The sequence below is a fragment of the Paenibacillus oryzisoli genome (assembly GCF_050467285.1).
GTDB classification, from domain to species: Bacteria; Bacillota; Bacilli; order Paenibacillales; family NBRC-103111; genus Paenibacillus_E; species Paenibacillus_E oryzisoli_A.
In genome coordinates this window covers 388971-408688 of record NZ_JBCMUN010000012.1, presented here as the reverse complement: position 1 = coordinate 408688, position 19718 = coordinate 388971, and the positions used below count along the sequence as shown (strand labels likewise).

At 48.3% G+C, this 19718-nt stretch carries 16 protein-coding genes; 2 read left to right on the top strand and 14 right to left on the bottom strand.

Features of this window, described 5'->3' with window-relative positions; genetic code table 11:
* Position 1: 1 nt before the first annotated feature.
* The 4 genes from trxA to ABE504_RS22065 form a co-directional block, all read right to left on the bottom strand.
* Positions 2-313 carry a thioredoxin gene (gene trxA, locus ABE504_RS22080; RefSeq protein WP_430092701.1) on the bottom strand — a complete coding sequence of 104 codons (312 nt, stop codon included), beginning with the start codon at positions 311-313 and terminating at the stop codon, positions 2-4.
* Between the two features lie 45 nt (positions 314-358).
* Positions 359-1288, bottom strand: a complete 930-nt coding sequence (gene trxB / locus ABE504_RS22075) for a thioredoxin-disulfide reductase (protein WP_430092699.1) — start codon at positions 1286-1288, stop codon at positions 359-361.
* Between the two features lie 28 nt (positions 1289-1316).
* Positions 1317-2486, bottom strand: a complete 1170-nt coding sequence (locus ABE504_RS22070) for an MFS transporter (protein ID WP_430092697.1) — start codon at positions 2484-2486, stop codon at positions 1317-1319.
* A 189-nt stretch (positions 2487-2675) separates the two neighbouring features.
* Entirely contained in the window at positions 2676-4094 is a 1419-nt protein-coding gene (locus ABE504_RS22065; protein WP_430092695.1) for a PLP-dependent aminotransferase family protein, read from the bottom strand.
* A 142-nt stretch (positions 4095-4236) separates the two neighbouring features.
* Between ABE504_RS22065 and ABE504_RS22060 the strand changes: the two genes are divergently transcribed.
* The gene (locus ABE504_RS22060) at positions 4237-4914 is read left to right on the top strand and encodes a Crp/Fnr family transcriptional regulator (protein ID WP_430092693.1); all 678 of its coding nucleotides are present in this window, start codon (positions 4237-4239) and stop codon (positions 4912-4914) included.
* Between the two features lie 36 nt (positions 4915-4950).
* The gene (locus tag ABE504_RS22055; protein ID WP_430092691.1) at positions 4951-5295 is read left to right on the top strand and encodes an MmcQ/YjbR family DNA-binding protein; all 345 of its coding nucleotides are present in this window, start codon (positions 4951-4953) and stop codon (positions 5293-5295) included.
* Positions 5296-5311: 16 nt separating this feature from the next.
* On the opposite strand, the gene ABE504_RS22050 is transcribed toward ABE504_RS22055, so the two are convergent.
* The 10 genes from ABE504_RS22050 to ABE504_RS22005 all read right to left on the bottom strand — a co-directional run bounded on the left by ABE504_RS22050 (position 5312) and on the right by ABE504_RS22005 (position 19597).
* Positions 5312-6406 carry a GerAB/ArcD/ProY family transporter gene (locus ABE504_RS22050; RefSeq protein ID WP_430092689.1) on the bottom strand — a complete coding sequence of 365 codons (1095 nt, stop codon included), beginning with the start codon at positions 6404-6406 and terminating at the stop codon, positions 5312-5314.
* 43 nt (positions 6407-6449) lie between these two features.
* The gene (locus ABE504_RS22045) at positions 6450-7568 is read right to left on the bottom strand and encodes a Ger(x)C family spore germination protein (protein ID WP_430092686.1); all 1119 of its coding nucleotides are present in this window, start codon (positions 7566-7568) and stop codon (positions 6450-6452) included.
* Positions 7558-9039 (bottom strand): spore germination protein, encoded by a 1482-nt coding sequence (locus ABE504_RS22040; RefSeq protein ID WP_430092684.1) that lies wholly within the window; start codon positions 9037-9039, stop codon positions 7558-7560. Before ABE504_RS22040 ends, ABE504_RS22045 begins: the two co-directional genes overlap by 11 nt.
* 423 nt (positions 9040-9462) lie before the next feature.
* Positions 9463-11334 carry a cache domain-containing sensor histidine kinase gene (locus ABE504_RS22035; RefSeq protein ID WP_430092796.1) on the bottom strand — a complete coding sequence of 624 codons (1872 nt, stop codon included), beginning with the start codon at positions 11332-11334 and terminating at the stop codon, positions 9463-9465.
* Positions 11327-12958, bottom strand: coding sequence for a response regulator (locus ABE504_RS22030; RefSeq protein WP_430092681.1), 1632 nt, complete (start codon positions 12956-12958; stop codon positions 11327-11329). The genes ABE504_RS22035 and ABE504_RS22030 overlap by 8 nt, the downstream gene beginning before the upstream one ends.
* Positions 12959-13000: 42 nt before the next feature.
* On the bottom strand, positions 13001-13204 hold the full coding sequence (locus tag ABE504_RS22025; RefSeq protein WP_430092680.1) for a hypothetical protein: 204 nt from the start codon (positions 13202-13204) through the stop codon (positions 13001-13003).
* Positions 13205-13389: 185 nt separating this feature from the next.
* The gene (locus tag ABE504_RS22020) at positions 13390-14925 is read right to left on the bottom strand and encodes an extracellular solute-binding protein (RefSeq protein ID WP_430092678.1); all 1536 of its coding nucleotides are present in this window, start codon (positions 14923-14925) and stop codon (positions 13390-13392) included.
* Between the two features lie 75 nt (positions 14926-15000).
* On the bottom strand, positions 15001-15873 hold the full coding sequence (locus tag ABE504_RS22015) for a carbohydrate ABC transporter permease (protein ID WP_430092675.1): 873 nt from the start codon (positions 15871-15873) through the stop codon (positions 15001-15003).
* A gap of 14 nt (positions 15874-15887) precedes the next feature.
* The gene (locus ABE504_RS22010) at positions 15888-16856 is read right to left on the bottom strand and encodes an ABC transporter permease (RefSeq protein WP_430092673.1); all 969 of its coding nucleotides are present in this window, start codon (positions 16854-16856) and stop codon (positions 15888-15890) included.
* A 470-nt stretch (positions 16857-17326) separates the two neighbouring features.
* Entirely contained in the window at positions 17327-19597 is a 2271-nt protein-coding gene (locus ABE504_RS22005) for a hypothetical protein (protein ID WP_430092670.1), read from the bottom strand.
* Between the last annotated feature and the right edge of the window lie 121 nt (positions 19598-19718).

The window sequence follows — 19718 nt, the reverse complement described above, 5'->3', positions numbered from 1 at the left end:
CTCAGGCTTGCTGAATTGCAGCCATCAATCGGTTTTTCGGTTGCACCCCGACTAGTTGCTTCACTAACTGCCCGTCTTTGAATAGTAACATGGTGGGGATACTCATGATGTTGTACTTGGCAGCGGATTCCGGGTTATCGTCCACGTTGATTTTTACGATTTTAACTTTATCGCCGATCTCAGCGGACAGTTCATCTAGTACTGGTGCGATCATTTTACAAGGCCCGCACCAAGGTGCCCAGAAATCGACGAGCACAGTGCCCGCTGCGGTCTCATTTTGGAAAGTAGCATCTGTAATCGGTTGAACTGACATGGAAAATTCCTCCTTAAGGTATGATTGATTCATTATGCGAAAACTCTAAGCGTGCTGCTCGGACAAGAACCGTTCTGCATCCAATGCGGCCATACAGCCGCTGCCTGCTGATGTAATGGCTTGGCGGTAAATGCGGTCCTGCACGTCACCACAGGCGAAAACACCATGTATAGCAGTTTGTGATGTGCCCGAAATGACTTGCAGGTAACCGAGTTCATCGGTTGGCAACTGTCCACCCAAGAAGCCCGTATTTGGCGTGTGCCCGATCGCTAGGAAAATCCCGTCAGCTTCCAGCATTTCCTCTTCGCCCGTTTCGTTGTTGATCACTTTAAGTCCACTTACGCCCTTGGAATCCGCCCTTACTTCGAGGGGTGTCCGGTTCAGGCTCCAAACGATCTTCTTGTTTCCGCGCGCATGATTTTGCATGATCTTCGAAGCCTTCAGTTCATTGCGGCGATGCACGACGCGAACCTCGGACGCGAACCGGGTCAGGAATTGCGCCTCCTCCATCGCGGTATCTCCGCCGCCGATGACGATGATTCTCTTGTTGCGGAAGAAAAAACCGTCGCAGGTCGCACAGGTGCTGACACCTCTGCCAATATTCTCGGTTTCGCCGGGGATACCCAGTTTCTTGGCCGATGCACCTGTCGAAATAATCAATGAATCGGCCGTCAATTTATCGCCGTCCTCCAGGAATAGTGTGAACGGTCGCTTGGATAAGTCTACTTCTTTCACTCGTCCCGACTGAATCTTAGCACCGAAACGCAGCGCTTGCTTGCGCATGTTATCCATCAACTCCGGACCCATTATCCCGTCCGGGAACCCAGGGAAGTTTTCGACCTCAGTTGTTGTCGTCAATTGGCCCCCTGGTTGGATTCCTTCGATTACAAGTGAAGCCACATTCGCTCTTGCCAGATAGATTGCCGCTGTTAAACCAGCAGGACCTGTACCGATAATTATCGCTTTGTAATGCATAGAAAGGCCTCCTTTTCTGTTTTCATCCCTATCTCGTAGCATTTCCGATTCTCATGGCATAGAACCGGGCAAATCTTACTGAATAGCCCAACATATAAAGAATCGTTAAGGAGGCGAGAACATTCAGGATGATTAGTGACACGTACAAGTCAAATACGTAGCTTAGGAGACCGACTCCCACAATGGGCACAATAAACCCGATGTAACCAGCAAAGTAGAAAGTAGTTATCACCTTCGGTCGCTCAGAGCCATTCGGGAGCTCCCCAGCCAGTCGCAGGCTGATCTGGAACGTCCAACCACTTCCGAGCGCTTGAACGAGCACACCAATCCACATTAGAGTTATGCTCTCGGACATCCCGGAGAGAACGACAAGCCAGGCTCCGCAAGCTAAGAATACGATACCCATCCGAAGGCGTACGATCGGCTGTTTGAACCACGGCAGCATTTGCATCATCGTGCCCCCACCCATAAGCAATAAAATCAGAAGACCCGACACGGCAAGATTGGAAGTGTGAATGACATTTTTCACAAACGAAGGAATCAAGGAGAGAACAGTTCCGTTCAAGCTAAACAGCGTGAAAATGGGCAGCGCACTGAATGACCAGAAATGAGGCTTAATGTCGGTTGACACTCCAAGCGAGATCGATGCCGACGCGGTTCGTCGGCGTTCCTTCCAGGTCTGAAAATCCTCGTCCTTCAACGTTTCCAGACCGATCCAAGCACTTACCAACAGAACGGTCAAAAGCCAAAACGGCGCGCGTAACGGCAACAGATGCAGATACTGGATGATCAGGCCTGCCAAGGCAGGCCCTAGGCCGAAACCTATGGAAACGGCCATACCTGATAACAGAATCGCTCTGCCCGATTTCTCTATTGGCGTTTGCTTCAGCAAGAACGCGACCGCGGTGCCCGTGAAGCTCCCATAAGCGATTCCTTCCAGCATTCTCGCCCCGTAAACGAGCCAGGCCTGCTGACTCGCCATAAAGAGAAGAGTAGCCAAGATTGACAGCAGGATGCTAATGCGAAGAACCCGCTTCAGTCCCCAGCCAACTCCTCTAGAACCGACAATGATCAAAGAGGGCAACAGGAAGACCGCATACACAGCGAATAAAATGGTTATTTGCAGACTACTTAATCGGTAATGCTCCTGATAAAGCGGAAATAAAGGCGACGTAAAAGAAGTTCCGGTGGACATCATGAGGATGACCCATAGCATTTTTTTCGTAAAGAACGACCTCGCTTCTAATGGATGTTGATAATATCGAATGATAGCTTGATTATAATTCTAAAAAAATTGGAGTTCTGTAATGTGATTTACATTTCTCCATATCGAAAAACACGTAAAATAAGGAAGCGCTTATTCCGTAGCATAAGCCCTCCCTCATATTTAAAAATAAATTGGTTTTAAAACACCCGCAATTCCCCTGATCCCCTCTAAAATGTTATTTTCCTCCACATTGCCAAATCCCATAATAAGTTGATCATCATACCTCCCTTTATTAATGGTGTATTTTTCTACTGGATACACTTTAATATGAAGTTCCTCAAGTTGTGCAACTACTTGGGAGTCGAATTGGCTCCCAGCCATTTCCGCAATCAAATGCAAGCCAGCGGCATCCCCGGATATTTTCACTCTACTGCCGAAAGTGTAGGACAAACCGACCATGAGGCATTTTCGTCTTTTGCTGTAAATGCGCTTCATACGAGCGATGTGGTGTTCTAAGTGGCGTTCGGAAATAAATCTCGCCAAAGTGATTTGCGGCAAGATCGGACATTGCATGTCTATCAGCCGTTTTAAATGTAGAAGCGGAGTAAGCAGTTCATGCGGAACTACCATATAACCAATGCGTAACGCAGGAAACAAGTTTTTACTGAAAGTCCCTACATAGACAATTCGTTCCGAGTCGAGCTCTCGTAGGGCATGCACCGGCAATCCTGTATAACGGAATTCGCTGTCGTAATCATCTTCGATAATATAAGATTCTGTCTGCCTGGCATAATCGATGAGCTGTAAACGCCGTCCAATGGAAAGAATGCTGCCTAAAGGAAATTGATGTGAGGGCGTAACGAACACGCATTTGGGGTGGCGGTGAGTCGGCAAGTCGTCAACGCGTAAGCCATGCCCGTCTACGGGAACTGGTATAATATCAGCACCTGTCGATGCAAAAATTTGTTGAATGAAGGTAGCGCTTGGATCTTCTATAGCTACTGCATCCCCTGGTTTCAATAACAGCCGGGACAGCAAGGCTATGGCTTGAGTTGCTCCAGCGGTTATGATCACCTGTGAAGGCAGACACTGAATCCCCTTGGTACGCAATAAAAGTTGACAAATATTTGCGCGAAGCTGCCAATAGCCTGCGGGATCATCGTCATAGCCAAATTCTCCTGAATTCGTATTTGCATAAGCGGCATTGGCGGTTTCTTTCCATTTCCTGAAAGGGATGTACTCCAATGCCGGAAAACTTGGTCGAAAATCAATGCCTTGGAAGCGAGTTGGGGGTTTAGCAACTGTTGCATTACCGGAATAATCAATTTCTTGGATCTGAGGGAGTTGTCGTTTACTTCCACTCAAATCAATGACATAGCTGCCAGAGCCTTGACGGCCCTCCACGTATCCTTCTGCGATTAGCTGTTCAAACACATCCACGATGAGTGCCCGCGATACCCCAAATTCATTTGCCAAATCCCGCGTCGATGGGAGCTTAACACCGGCTTCATAAGTACCTTGTAATATCTGTTCGCGCAGTAAGGAATAGATTTGTTTGGTTTTCGATTCAATTGTAGGAGACAACGTGTGTCGCGGCATAAGTAAAGCCCCCTTCATTTCAAATAAGTGGTATGCCGATTTTCAAATAGAAGTGGATCTGATAGAATCCAATTTTACATGCTAAGGTGAATATTGCCAAGGCAGTATCCCTTTAACTAACACTTTGGAGGGTCGATATTCAATGAACAAGCTCTGGTATTTATCACAAATCAGCATTTTTGAAGAAATGTCACGGGAAGAGATAAGAGAGATCGATCAACTAGATACCATCCATCATTTCAATTGGACCACGAAAAACACCTTGGTTCAAACCCCGGATTCTACGCGCGAGGGACTCTATTTCGTCAAAGAGGGCAAGCTCAGACTCTATAAACTAAACGACAACGGAAAACAGTTCACACTTGGGATTCTCACAAGAGGAAATATATTCGGAGAGTTAAATTCATTCTCTTTCGGAACCAGGGGAGTATACATAGAAACGATTGAATCATCGCTGCTTTGCACCATGTCCGAGCCTCAATTCGAACGGCTGATGATCAATCGACCTCAGCTTGCACTCAAATTTCTTAAAGCACTAAGTGACCGGTTAAAGGAGCGGGAGGATCAATTGGAACAGCTTGCTCTTCATGGCCTTAGGAAACGCTTGCTCCATCTCCTCTCCACGTTGAGCGCGAAGTTCGGCGTCATTCATGACGGGTATGCACTGATCGATCTGCCTCTTTCGCACCAAGAGATTGCCAATATGCTCGGTGCTAGCCGCGAAGCGGTCAGCGGCATGATGAGCGAGCTTGTCAAGGAAGGCGTTATTAAGACATCACGGCGATCTGTTCAACTTGCTGTTTCTATGTCGACGACTTAGACTATACCCTGCCGATAACGAAGGAGATGAGCCCGTATGCAAAATATTTTTATCGAATACTGTCTAAACAAAAATGGAGCGTTTAAGGATTATCCTTTAGGACCTGAAAAAGATCCACTTGTGATAAAAATTGCAGGTAAAATATTCGCTCTTTTTTACGAGGAAAAAGGATACTTGAACCTAAAATGCAACCCAGTGATGGCGGACAATTTGAGAGAGCAGCATGAGGACATTCGACCGGGGTATCATATGAACAAACAGCATTGGAATACAATTATACTCGGGGGTTCTTTAGCAGAGTCGGCGATCTTTGAAATGATCGACCATTCTTACGATTTGGTTGTTAAAAGCCTTCCTAAGATTATTCGGGAGTCTATTTAGATGCTAGATATCAATATCATCGACGCCATTTTTTCCTTACCTGCGTGACTACGAACATAATCGGGATATATCCATAAATAAAATAAAGTCCGACGTCTGAATAACACTCGGAAATCCATAGAAATATGCTGTGATCCTTCAGAAAATACTCTAATATCAAAAATCCGACCAGAAAAGTAAGCAAACTCGCACGCGGTTTGATCTGAAAAATGGTTTTCATTCCACGGCATGCACACCATAATCTTAAAGATATGCCTGATAGATTTTTTAGCAACCACAATGAAATCGCTAGATATTCTACTCTCTGGAACACAGGTCCCTCAATGATCTTGAGCATATTAAGCGTTGGCCAAGAGATTTCACGAAGCTGCCCTTCGCTAAAATACATAAACGTTATGATGATGATCATCAAATACATTAATGTAACAAAAAGTACCATCAAATGTGCCCATTTTTGAGACTTTGCCGGTGATTTAATGAATGGGTAAAAGAGCAGCAGTGCTTCAAATCCCAGGAATTGAAATAGCATGCTTTTAGAAGAGAGCAATATATCCGTTATTGAATGGTTAAAAAGAGGCATCAAGTTTAACGGATGCGTATACGGCAAAACTGACAAATTCTCTGGAATAATAAATATAAGTGTCATTAGTAATCCAAAAAAACTTAGTCCGGTAACGGACCGAAACCCGCCTGATACGGTATAGTATATAAACGACACTAAAATGGCGCTGATGGGTAAAATTTTTATTGACGGAAACACCCAGATTTGAATAACTTCAATATAGGCATAAAATTCAATATAAGCTGCGAAAAAAAAATAAAGAACGATTGCGAAATTGAGTATGTTCCCTACAATTTTCCCGAAACATGTAATGTTGATTGCAGTAACATCTACACCTTCTTGATTAGAACTTAAAATTTTATAAATCATCCATAAAATTAAATGAATGCTAATCCCTACTAACACAACAGAAATATAAGCATTATATCCGGCGAGTTCGGCCATTTCATGTTGGAAATTTAGCACTCCGACCCCGACCATACTGACATACATGAGAGGAACAATTAAGAAGGGAGATATTAAGTATTTTTCGTCAACAGCATTTTTCATATGCGAACCACCTCACTCACTAAACTGAACTTCCAGGCACATCTCAAGAACTACCTGTATTGGGGATTTCAACCTGAACACTTACTGTTGTTTTTATTTCTTGATACACTTTTTCGAAATCTGGAGCACTCCATTCCTTTGACCGACTTCTTACTAAGTCGCCAAGGCCGACTGGATCAACCTTATTTTCTTTCAATAGTGAAAGTAATTTTTCAATTTCCTTTTTTAAATAAGAACCCATCGTTTTTTCAAGTTGTGTAAGCTGCTCTTTTGAACTCAAATCCATCCAACTCGGTATATCCTGAAGTTCTGTCACCAATTTCAACCGAATTGAAATGGAAGGGACTGGTTTAACTTTGTTCACAGTATAGTGTGCCTTTGAATACATGCTTCTCAATGAAATAATATCATCGCCCTGTTTGTCAGATGTCCTTCCTGTAACTGGAACCTTGTAGGTTCCATTCTTTGAGTTCTGAATAAGCATTTTTAATAAGAAAGCATCCTTCATGCTAATTTCGGTTATGTTTTGATCACTTCTAAATAAAGCCAAACCATCGATTTTTACTTCTCCGTGATCTATTTTAAAATATGGTAAAAACATGTCTCGTCCTGCACCATAATAATTAAACAAGGATACATGTAGGTTCATCATCGGTAAATTTCCGTTTTTTATGTTTTGCTCAATCATATCCGATAAAAAAAACGGTTCGTGAGATTTTTTGGTGACTTCCAACAGTTCCGAAGTGTCCCGATTCACGACTCCAAGTTGAAGCCTTGATGAAATTTTAGGATCACGAAGTAAATTATGGATTTCAGTCCCGATCCCTTTTTCTGCAAGCGTTTTTCCGAATAACACCATCCTTAGCTGTCCCTTTTCAAGGAGACGATTTGTCCGCGTATTTAGTCGTGGCTGAATGCCATTATTAGAGTTGGATTCCGTATGTAAAATTTGGAGTTCTGTTTTTTCCTGTTCTTTATAGTGAGCAATTAGAGCAGCGCTTTCTATGCCATTCGCAACAGTATCAAAGCTAATTACATGGACAAGACAAATCTCATTCACAATTTTTGGATCAGCACAAGCCGATAAAACTGCGCACAAAATGATAACCGGAACAATTTTCCTCCCCATCATAATATCTCTCTTTCCTAATTTATTCTTCATCAAGGTCATTTTTCTGTTTAACTGATTTAGGCAAATACCTAACTGAAGATTTTGGTCTTAAATGTTGAGGTCTTTTATTCAGAATTTGAAAAGATGAACGGATAAAACCATCTTTAAAAGACATAATCCTTAATGGAAAAATCGGAACAATGTAAGGAGAGCCTAGTGATTTTAAACGAATAATATGGACAAACAGAAAGCCCAAACCGATAAATATACCAATTCCCCCCCATAACGCGGCTAGAATGATGATAGGAAATCGTAAAAATCGTATCGCATTTGACATCTTATATATCGGTGTCGTAAATGAGGCTAAAGCCGATAGCGCGACAAGAATTAGCAAAATGTTACTTGTTAAAGCTGCTTCAACTGCAGCTTGACCGATTACAATTCCTCCAACAATACCTAAGGTTTGACCAATTTTTGTTGGTAATCTGGCCCCAGCTTCTCGGAGAAACTCAATGGTTATTTCTAAAAAAAGCACCTCAAAGAAGGGCGGAAATGGAACATTCATTCTGGAAAAAATGAGGGGGCTTAGCAAATCTTTTGGAATGACTTCATAATGATAAGTGGTTATCGCAACATACATTGACGTGGTAAACAGTGAAAAAATGACACCAAAGATACGAATCAATCGAAAAAAAGAACCTAGTATCCATGGCAAATAATAATCCTCCGGGGAAATAAAAAAATCAAACAATGTAGAAGGCCCAAGCACAAAATAAGGTGATCCGTCGCTAATGATCGCAACTTGCCCATTAATAAGTGAATACACCACTCGGTCTCTGCGTTCCGTGGATACAAACAATGGAAATGGCGTCAATGAATTGTCAGATATCATTTGGTCCAGGACGGACGAATCAAATACGACATCGTGGTCAATGCCAGAGAGCCTTTGCTCAACTGTTTGTACATTTTGTTCATTTGTCACGCCATCGATATAAATAACTGCGACTTTTGTTTTTGAAGTTGTTCCAACAATAATTTCTTTTATAATCAAGTTTGGTATATTGATTATTGTTCTTAACAACCCGATGTTTGTATCCAGATCCTCTATGAAACCGACTTTAGGGCCGACTACGCTAAACTCGTTTTCTGTATCATTATTTTTTCGCAATCCATGATTGTCAGCTAAATTAACCAAGACACACTTTTGTTCGTTACCATGAAGTTGAACGATCGCATATCCCTTCAGCAGTTTGGATTGAATTTTCGTTAAATCGTCTGTAATATCGATATCATTAATAGGAATCCAAGCTTTAATATCCTCGATATCCTTGATTTCAGAATCCAATGCGCGATTCTGCACCACATGAATCAAATGTTGCTGCATCCACTTCGCATCGATTAAGGTACTATAATAAAAAATACTCACTTCTTGTTTACCAAGTACAATCGTTGTTGTCTTAAAGTCACTCGATTTACTGGATAATTGTAATAATTGATCGAGGCTTTTAAACTCTGTTTTCATTGTGAATAAAATCCTTCCTGGCTGGAGTTCCCAAATGGCCTTATGGTAACCATCTAATTTTTTGTAACAAACTCCATTTTTATACATTATTTGCTTCGCGAGAGAAGAACTTGGCACTCCGGCATACCCTGACGGCTTCACCGCTTCTCTTTGCCGCAAACTCTCTTACGTGATGCTCTGCTGTCTTAGCTCTTCATGCGATCGCATCGCTTTCCTCTCTCCTTTTGGTTCGGGCCTTCCGTTTCCGGCGTCCCGTCTCCCCCAGATAAGAACGTCATCTTTCTGCCCGCAACCACTGAGGGCTACAAGTCCAGCTCTTGGCTAACGGTAAGCGTTCGCCAGCCTCCGTTCGGGGCTTTCACCCTAGAGATGACGCTCATGCTGGGCGTACAACAACAGGAAGAGCTAGGATCCACGTGGATCCTAGCTCTTCTCATTCGTGTCCTCATTCGGCGCCAAGTCGGTGCGGAGCCTTACCGTGACAGTCGTCCCGGCGCCAGGCTCCGAATAGATCGCAATGCCGTAATCATCGCCTGCATACAGTTTGATCCGCTCGTTGACGTTGTACAGTCCGTAGGAGCTGCCGTTCTCGAAGACTGCCGACTTGGTTTCAGACGGAGCCGTCGTGAGAAGCTTGTTCGCCAATTCCTCATTCATGCCGATGCCGTCATCGGAGACGGTCAATAGCAGATCTCCCCGATCCTTGCAAACCGAGATGACGATCGTGCCCCGATTGTCCTTCGACTTGCGAATCCCATGCAGAAGCGCATTCTCGACGATCGGCTGCAAGGTCAGCTTTGGCATCCGGCAGTCTTCCAGTCCCGGCTCAATGTCCAGCCGGAATTCGAACGTATTCGGGAAGCGGGTCTGCTGAATCTCCAAATAAACCTGCACCAATCGCAGTTCGTCCTCCACGCTGACGATGCTCTGGCCCTTGTTCAGACTAAGCCGGAAATACTTCGCTAGACGTTTGATCATCTTACTGATGTCCGCGGCACCTTTGCTGATCGCGATCCAGTTGATCGTATCCAGCGTATTGTACAGAAAATGCGGATTGATTTGCGCCTGCAACGCTTGCAGCAGGGCTTCGCGCTCGTGAAGCTCAGCTTTGTACTTTTCTTCCACCAGCGTGCGCACGCGCAGAACCAGCTGATCAACACTGCGCTCCAGCATATGAAAGTCCCCGTTCACAGGCGGCAACTCGTGCAGCCCTTCCATTCCCTCCCGCTGGATAACGGTGTTGACCTGATTCACCCGCCGGTTCACCCCTCGCACAATGATGGCGAGAAGGGCGAACGGCAGCACGAGAAACAGCGCGACGTATTCAAGCAGCGAAGTCAGCTCCGACCGCTGGGTCAGCTTCGCGGCATGCTGCGACAGCTGTGATTCGGTGCCCTGCGCCACCAGCCTCCAGCCGGTCGGATGCAGAGTCGTGAACATAACATCATTCCCATCCCGCTTGAAGGAGCCGCTGCCCTCCTCCCCTTTCTTCAGCACGCCCAACAAGTCGGCGTCGGCCTGCGTACCGATCAGCGACCGGTCGGGATGGTAAACGATGATGCCTTTGGCGTCCACCAGATAGACCTGCGTTCCCGGCGACAGCTGCAGCGCCGACAAGATGTCGATCACAAGTTTCTCCTGCACGTCGATCATGAGCACACCCGACACCTGGTCGTAATGAAATGGGTCGCGCAGCATCCGAGTAGCCGAAAATATATTCACACTACCGGCGTCCAGATACGTCTCCTGGTAATCGTTCGTCCACACGATGCTGCCATTCGCTTGGATGATCGAAGAATACAAGGGGCGGTCCTTCAGGCTTTCGAGCGAGAAAAAATTGATCCGCTCCGCCGCATACAGCTTCGACTTGTCGACGAATAGACGGACTCGGTACACGTCGTTATTCGACTGAACCGTATCGACCAAGTAGCGCAGCTCCTTTATCACGTCCATCTGGATGCCGATCGACCTGTCGTCCGGCCCGACAGACAAATACGCTTGCAGCTTGGGATTCATGAAGGCTACGTTGCTGATGTCCTCGATATGCTCCAGCCGATAGGATAGGTTGCTGCCAGCCTGTTTCAGCGTCTGCTGCGTCGTGCGGATGATTTCGTCGTGCAGAATCGATGCGGAACGCTCGTAATAGCCGTACAGGAAGACGCCCGCCGGCACGACGATCAGCAGCAGATATGTGAGCAGCCACTGCCTGGGGATTGAGAAGCGGCGGACGAAGCGGCGAAAGCGCCCGGCACCGGAAGATGCGGCAGGAGCGGTGGACTTGGCCCTGTTACGCATAGTTGTCACGGTAGGCACTTGGCGTCATTCCCGTCGCTTTCTTGAACAGCTTCGTGAAGTAGCTCGGGTCCGTGTAGCCGATCGCATGGCAGATGTCGTAGAACTTGTGGTACGGATCGCGCAGCAGCTCCTTCGCCCGCTCCACCCGCACCTGCGTCAAATACTCATTGATTGTCTGACCGGTTTCCTGTTTGAAAAGCAGGCTGACATAAGTCGGTGTCAAATACACCGCCTTGCCGATATCGGCCGCGGTTAGACCGCTCTCTGCATACCGTTCGTCGATAACCGCCCGCACCCGTTCAACCAGATTCGCGAGCTTCCCCGTCCGCTTCTTGCCGATGCGTTCGCACGCCACCGACAAGTGCGATTCGATCATCTGACGCATCTCGCCCAGCGTCTCTCGCTCGAACAGCGAATCCCACAATACAGATTCCTCCGCGTCCCACTCCGGCGACTGTGCGTTCAATTCGAGAAGCAGCCGGGAAGCCGCAAGCACGATCTGCAGGCAGACGTTGCGGCCATACTTCAGCCCGTCTCGGCGGTTGCGGTTCAGATCGGCGAAGATTCGGTCCAGCACTTCGCCAAGCTGGTCCCCATCGGCGGCCTTGAGCGCGGAGAGCAGTTGCTCGTTTAGCGCCGGATCGAAGGTGCTGTGCTGGCCACTTTCGGTCTCGGGCGTCTCAAGACTGTCCATCGTAATAATTCGGTTCTTGCCCAAATACCATTTGTGATCGGCGGCTTCGCGCGCTTGCCGGTACGAGTGGCGCAGGCTGGTCAACCACTCAACCTGGTCACCAATGCCGATCGTCACGCCGATCTTCAGCCACCGCTCCAAATTGTCCCGGATATCCGCGGCCAGCGTGATCAACGTCTCCACCGATTCCTCGGCGCCGCCCGATCCGGCTGTCCGCAGAATGCCGACGAATTCGCCGCTGCGATGCTCGAACACGTAGCCGACCATATAGCGCTCCGTCAGCTCCTGGCAGATGTTCAACACCGAGTAAGAGAGCAGTTGCCAGTCTCGCTCCGACCGGTTGGCCAGCACCTCGGCCAGATCGTCGACGGAGATGACCATCACCCAGTAGGCGGCGTCCGTAGGCAAATCCAGCCCAAGGAAGGCGATCCGGTCGCGCAGCCCAGTCGGCTCCCTATCGCCGATGAGAGACAGCAGAAACTTCTCGCGAAGCAGCGGCATGCCTTCCTTTAATTTGACCTGCAATTCCTCCGTCATCCGTCGCTCTGCCCGTTCAGCGTCCAGTTCCGCGACGACGCGGGCCATGACGCCGCGCAGCTCATCCAGATCGACCGGCTTGAAAATATAGTCGACCGCGCTGACCTTAAGCGCGGACTTCAAATAATTGACCTCATCATGGCCGCTCACAAAAATAATTTTGGACTCCGGATAACGCTCCGACAGATGCCGCGACAGCGAGATACCATCCATCTTCGGCATGCGGACGTCAGTCAGCACCAGATCGGGGCGCTCCCGCTCGATCATGCTCAGTGCCACGTCTCCGTCGTCAGCCTCTCCCATCACCTCGACGCCGAAGGAGGACCAATCGAAGTAGGATTTCAATCCGGATCTCACTGTCGGCTCGTCGTCCACGATCAGTAATTTGTACACAGCTATTTCCTCCCTTTCCACCGCCCAGGACCGATCCGTCAGTCAGCGGCTGATAAACCTCACACCTTGATTTTCCAATACTGCATACAGATTGTCCATAGGTATATTATGCATCGACAGCTCGTCTTTGAGAGACAGGGTGGCTGCGATTCCTGCGAGACGATGACCGCCATGAATGCGCCCTACCTTGCCAATCGACCCGACGAATTCACAGTGGTAGAAGACCTGCACCTGATCCTTCTTCATTTTCTCGTTCAAGTATTGACCAAGCAGAAACGGTGAAAATTGTAGCGTGAGACATATCGTAATCGGGCGGTGTAGATGCGTTTAAACTTCAAGATGAGAGGAATACTGCACTTGGTTTATAATCATCGTACCTCCAATGCAAATGAAGCGGCAGGCTCGTGAACGAGCTGCCGCGGCTTTCTTTGCTATTTTTTAGTCTTTGCGTACCAGTCGTTGACTTCCTTCATGCTGTCCTCCGCTCCTGCCGCCTTGTACTTCGCCTGGAAGTCCGCGATTCCAGATAGTTGCTCCGCACCTGCGATGAGTTTTATCGTATATTCGCTCACCATCGCTTCCAACGGTCCATTGTTCTTGGAATAATTTGGAAGATACGGCGCAAGTCCCAGCGGATTCGCGATCTTCACGGCATCCGGCTGCTTGTTATTCAGGAGATCGAACTGCTGGAACAAGGCAGGATCCTTACGAACGCGGGCTTGCCAATACTGCGGATAGTTCGCTTCGTCCATTCCCGACATGTAGTTGTTTGCCGGGGCGCGCTCGTCGTTGAAGATCGGCAAGATTGGCATATAGGCGCCGTTCTCGACTTTATAATGCTTGCCTTCTTCTCCAATAGACAGTCCCTTGAATGTCACCGGATCCAGCGTGGCGTTGATCCACTTGATCGCATCTTCCGGGTGCTTAGACGCCTTTGGAATAAAGGTTAGCCTGTCGAAACCCGTATTGGCCGATAAGCCCGCCTCCCCGTTCGGCCCCTTCAACGCGCCGAGAAATTCGAACTTGGCGTTCGGATCGGTCTTCTGCAACGCTTCGTTAATCTTCGGAATGTCCGCCCAGTGGGCGATCATCGCGCCGGCTTTGCCGCTGGTGAACTTCTCCATGGTCGTGGCGGCTTTGTTGACGACGAATTGATTGTCCAGCAAACCTCCCTTGTACAGATCCGACACATAGGTGACATAATCCTTGAAAGACGGGTCAAGTGCCCGAGGAACGAGTTTTCCTTCCACGTCGTTCCAGGCGCTCGCCAATCCGAAAGCGCCCACGATGTCATCGAGCATCGCCTTGTCGCCGCTGATCGTCAGCGGAACGTCCTGGTCGCCGTGGCCGCCCGGATCCTTGTCCTTGAAAGCCTTCAAGACGGCCTTCAATTCTTCCGTCGTCGTCGGCATCTGCATGCCGACCTTCTCCACCCAGTCCTTGCGGATCAGAATGCTGGAGCCGATCTTGTACGACTGAATTGAAGGAAGCGCATACACTTTGCCGTCGATCTTCACCGCGTCCAGCGACTGCTGCGAGATAGCCTTCTTGATATTCGGTCCGTACTTGTCGATAAGCGGTGTCAGATCCGTCAGCGCACCTTGATGAGCATAATCCGAATATAGCGCCAAAGCTGCTGTATCCGCATAATATTGAACGGTGTCGTAATCTTCGCCCGATGCCATCAGTAGATTGAGTTTTTCAGGCGCCTTGTCCTTCGGAAGCGTATCGTACTGCACTTTGTAGCCCGTCTTATCCTCCAGAAATTTCGCCACCGGATGCGCGTTCATGTCTTCAGTTGAATAAATACCAAGCCGTTTCAATGTCGGCTTGTTCACTTCGGAAGCCGGGGCAGAAGCGCTGACGTTTGCGTCGTTTGCTTCGCCGTTCGACCCGCAGGCTGCGAGCGTCATGGCGAGGAGCGAAACAGCCGCCGTCGCTTGGAACACTTTCATGCTTTTTCTCATTGTTTGACCCTCCTGAATGTAGTATATATCATTAAACTCCTGGGTTAACCCAGGAGAATTAATGCAACACCGGGCTTACCCTTTGACCGAACCGATAAGCACTCCTTTAATAAAATACTTTTGTAGAAAAGGGTATACGAGCAGGATCGGAATGGCGGACGCGATCACCGTCGCTGAACGAACGCCTTCCGCCGGAACGTTCAACAGGTCGTCACCGCTTTTTTCCATCGAGGACGTGTCGGCGTTCACAATGATGTCCTGCAAATACAATTGAAGCGTCTTGAGCGATGTGCTGTTGATGTAGATCATCGGTCCAAAGTAGTCGTTCCAATAATGAACAGCGTAGAATAGTCCAATGGTAGCCAGCACGGGGCCGCTCAGCGGAAGAATGATGCGGAACAGAATTGTCATATTGCGCGCGCCTTCCAGCTTCGCGGATTCCTCAAGACCCTCCGGGAGCGTCTCGAAGTAACTTTTGATGATCAACATATTAAACACGCTGACCAGTGCCGGAAGGATGAGCGCTCCGAGGTGATCGAGCAGGTTGAGTTTCCGAAGAAGCAGGTAGTTCGGAATAGTGCCCCCATGGAACATTATCGTGAAAATAAATAGCACAATTATCACGCCCATGCCAGGCAGATGCCGCTTTGACAGCGGGTAGGCTGTCAAAGCGGTCACCAACAGGGATGCCAATGATCCAATAACAGTCACGAGCACTGAGATGTACAGCGAGTGCAGGAATTGATGGTTGGTGACGACGTAGCGCATCGTATCCAACTGAAACCCGATAGGGAAGATCCCGACCTTCCCTGCCACGATTGCCCATTCCTCGCTGAACGACTTGGACAGCACGTTGACGAAAGGGAGCAGCGTAATGAGCCCCATGAAGACCAGAACGACGTAGATGACGGTATCGAGCGCGCGGTCTCCGATTGTTTTACTTTGCATAACTTTTCAACCCCTTACCAAATGCTTCGCTTGAGAAATTTGCGACTTACCATGTTTCCGATGATGATGAGCAGAAAGCCGATCACGGAATTGAACAGCCCGACCGCCGTGCTGAAGCTGTAATCCTGCTGCCCCAACCCAATGCGGTACACATAAGTGCCGATGACGTCGCCACTCTTGTAGACAAGCGGGTTGTACATCGTCATGATTTGTTCCGTCCCGGCCTCAAGCAGACTGCCGATGCGCAGGATAAACATAAGCACAATTGTACCCATGATGCCCGGAAGCGTAATCGAGAGCATCTGCCGGATGCGACCCGCGCCGTCGATCGCCGCAGCCTCGTATTGCTCCTGATCGATGCCCGCCACGGCTGCGATGAAGACGATGGCGTTCCAGCCAGCTTCCTTCCAACCAGCCGTGAAGACGATCACACTGCGGAACAGATGATTGTCAGTCAGAAACGAGATCGGTTGACCGCCCAGTGCTTTAATCACCTCGTTCACAATCCCACTCGTCGGCGACAGTATGTTAATGAACAGGCCGGAGATAATGACCCAGGATAAAAAATGCGGTAAATAAATGATCGTCTGAATCGTCCGTTTGAAGAACATTTTCCTAACTTCATTCAAAAATAGGGCAATAACAATTGGGACCGGGAACAGAATGACGATCTTGTACAGGCTGATAAGCAGCGTATTGACAAACACCTGGTAAAATTCGTCTGAGCGGAACAGCCTTGCAAATTGATCGAGCCCGACCCATTCGCTGCCTGAGATGCCGCTGAAAATATTGAAGTCCTGAAAGGCAATTACAACGCCGTACATAGGCGTGTACTTAAATAGCAACAGGAATACGATGCCCGGCAGCAGTAAGGCGTACATGTCCAGATTGCTTCGAATCAGCCGCCAACGGCGGCTCCCAGTCTTGGCGCCTATCGTCTCCGGCTTCTTGCCGATCAGGATGCCAGCTTCCTTCAACCTCATCACCTTCTCTTGTCTAGTGTGTTTTAATTATAAGATATCGCTTTTATCTGGTGTAGAAGACAATCCTTCAATTTCTGGTGATATTCAAAAAAATTGCAAAGAACCCGTAGTCGGGACGTATCTAAAGTGTCGGCCTGTGGGTTAAGTGGCTCATGGATCCGCAACAATAGGAGAATTCTTGCTTGTTTTTGATATATTACCCCATGTGTTACGTAGTTGAAGAGAAGGAAGGATCAGGAACAAAACAAAAAAAGACCCCCTAGCTCAGGGGCCTAAATGGAATACATAGCCTGTACCGTAAGGCAGACGACCACAAAGTATCTTGTTGCGTACATGCACGAGAATGGCATTCAAAGCAGAAATGTAAACTATCTGACGCGCGTAGGTGCACGGTACAGAATTGACTGTATCGTTAAAAATGCGCCAGGCAGTTGTCCATCATTAATAAAGCAAGTCAATACCGATTTTGTTCAGATCGAGCGCTCGACTTGAAGCAATTGAGGCTGCCCCGGTTGAATCGTGATTTCGATCAGTCCTTCGTTCTTCGATGTTATCCATTTTCCATCGGCTACATTTCTGACCCTCGTACCCTCTAGAGTTATCGTTTCGACTGTATCTCCGAAATTGGCGGCAAGCGCATAAATAGAGCCATCGGCGCCTTTCATAATAACGCCTCTGACACAACCTTCGGGATAGATGATTTGCGAAATGAAGCCATCCGTTTCCGCAGTTTTTTTCGTGCCAGTATGGTCCTCATCGGCCTGAATAACGAATCCGGCGTCGATCAGCTTCTTGCCGGCATTGACGACCTTCAGTCCCTGTTCGTACGGACCGCATAGTTCGTCCGCGTACAGACCGCCTTCCGTCCCGGCATTTACAAGATTCTCCCTCAGTCCGATCTGCCTGCGACCCGGCCGATAGATGGACAACTCCTCTGGCCCATACGCGGCGATAACGCCAAGACGGTCATCTACATTCAACCATACGGAGCCGGTGCGAATGAGCTCCTCGCCGCTTCCCTGTCCTTCCAACAAGCGATGCTCGTCTCCGTAAAAGTACGTTCGGCTGTTCCCATTGAATATGTCGTTCGGGATAAGCAGATGAAAACCCTTCACCTGCTTGACGTACGTGCTGTGCTCCAGCGCCTCGGCATGTTGAAGCACAATCATATGCTTGTCATCTGGCAAGGCGGCGCAGACAATCCGGTTTCGCGCAATGTTATGATTCGGCTGCCCTTCTGCCAGAAGCCCCTGCGTATGGATGAGAAGGCTCCCCCAAGTAACGAACCCGCCAGTGAAGACATTGCCATCGTGCTGTTCCAACCACTGTTCGTTCACCCGCCCGAGCCCGGTAATGCGGCCGGCCATGTTTTCTTTCCACTCCGCCATATCGCTGCAATCGGGCGGCAGGCAGATCCCCTGCGGCTTTTCCCCCGATTCCCAAACCCATGACGCGATCCGCCGCTTGCCCCGATGCAAATAGGCTCCATGGTACTCGTCATGCCACGACTGGCTGCCATCCGGCTCCGTCTGGACAATTGGCTGCAAAGGAGCTTGCTGTCCATTATCCCCAACTTTGGCGGTAAATTTCCCCCAAGCCAGCCCCATTGACAGAGCCGATGCCCGATCGGATTCAAGGCGAGTGTAATAAAGCGGAGACATTTCTTGCATCGAGTCGCACCGCCTCGAGAGGAATGAACCATCGTCGCCTGCGTCCATCTCGGTCTTGATTTGCTGCAGCCAGCCTTCTTCGAACCGGTCGCAATCCGGGTCGCCCAGCACGTCCTTCATCATATGCCATACGGGGATCACATAATCTTGACAGTACGTGTAGCGTATCCGAGTGTCTCCTCCGATCCTCAGCAGCCTACCGTCAGGAAAGGTGCATAACTTGACGACATCCCAAAGCTCACGCACGTGACGATACAGTTCTTCCGGGGCGTTCGTTCCTTGGCTGCGGTACATAAAATGAAGCATCGCCAGGTTTGACAAACAGATCACCATGTAACCCACGTTTAAGTATCCATGATGGTTAAGCGCCATCGATTCAAAAAAATTAGCGCCTGCGAACCGTTCCGATATTTTCTTCCCATTCATAATCGTTTCATCAAACGCATCCGAGGGAACCGATACTCCATTAATAAAAAATGTGCGCGCTTTCTCCAAGTACAACTCGGCCCCCGGACAATCGGGATACCACGCAGCCGTCCGAAACAGCAACGCCCCGTTCCAAATGTTGCTCTCGGGCTTATTCTTCCCGTCTTTGTTGTATAAGCCGCCTTCGATCTTATAATGATCGAGAAGCCAGTCGCTCTCGGAAATGAGCACCTTGCGAAGCAACGATTTATCCCCTTCTGTCAGGTAAGATTCTATCGCCTGAACACCGTGCATCATCCGTTCGATGCCAAGCGCACTGATCCAGGTATGGCCCCATTTGGTGCCGTCAGTACAATGGTAATCCCCCTCAATATGTGACTGAAGGGAAAATCTCAACAGTCTCAGCGCGAGCGCTTTTACACTCTCTTTGGAGAATGTCTCATCCTCTCGAAAGCGCGGATCGGCAGCCAGCATCGCGAAAGCAGCGAAGGCCTTTTGGTTCGTCTGGACCCCCCAACCGTTTTCTCCGGTGCCATAGTAAGACAAACCGGGCCGATCCGGACAGTCGTACAGATAAGGACTCGTGGATCTCGCCCATTGCTCTAGTAAATTTAAATAAGTGATACTACGATCACCATTAGACATGCAACTCACCCCGCGATTTCGTACAAATATAATGATTATTGTTTTTCATATAGAAACTTTATCAACTTTATTTTAAGAAAAACATGCATAATATCTTTAATAATTGTACGATAGTTAGATT